The organism is Pseudomonas sp. 2822-15 (genome assembly GCF_002742515.1).
Classification (GTDB): Bacteria; Pseudomonadota; Gammaproteobacteria; order Pseudomonadales; family Pseudomonadaceae; genus Aquipseudomonas; species Aquipseudomonas salomonii.
The window spans coordinates 1-397 of the sequence record NZ_LJRY01000275.1 but is presented as its reverse complement, the minus strand read 5'-3'; the positions used below and the strand labels follow the sequence as shown (position 1 = coordinate 397).

Genomic DNA, 397 nt, shown 5'->3' with positions numbered 1-397 from the left:
AGTTAATCTTCTATTTTTCCTACAAGCAATGTTGTATCATCGTTTGTATCTTCCATCTTTTCTACTAATTGCTGAAGTGTATCTTTAGGGTTATGCATCCCATTAAACAAGGAATGAAATTTCGGGTTAAAATTAAATCCGTCTGTAAATAGAATGAAAGTCATTCCTTCTTAAAAAGGTAATCGTTGCACTTTGATTTTCATTTTCCTACCTGATAGATAGCCACGTGACGGGATTGGTCGATTTAACTTCCCTGTTGGTGTGTAGAAAACACAACCTATATTTCCTACGTTACTATAAATAACTTCTTTATCAGCTATATTAATCTTAAGGATAGCAAGCACTGCGCCCCTAGTATGTGATAGGACCCGATTGCAACCTTCCATCAACTCTGATA

1 pseudogene is annotated in these 397 nt (G+C 35.5%); it reads right to left on the bottom strand.

Features of this window, described 5'->3' with window-relative positions:
- Positions 1–170: 170 nt before the first annotated feature.
- Positions 171–397: pseudogene (locus tag AOA59_RS32865) on the bottom strand (hypothetical protein); the annotation flags it as partial.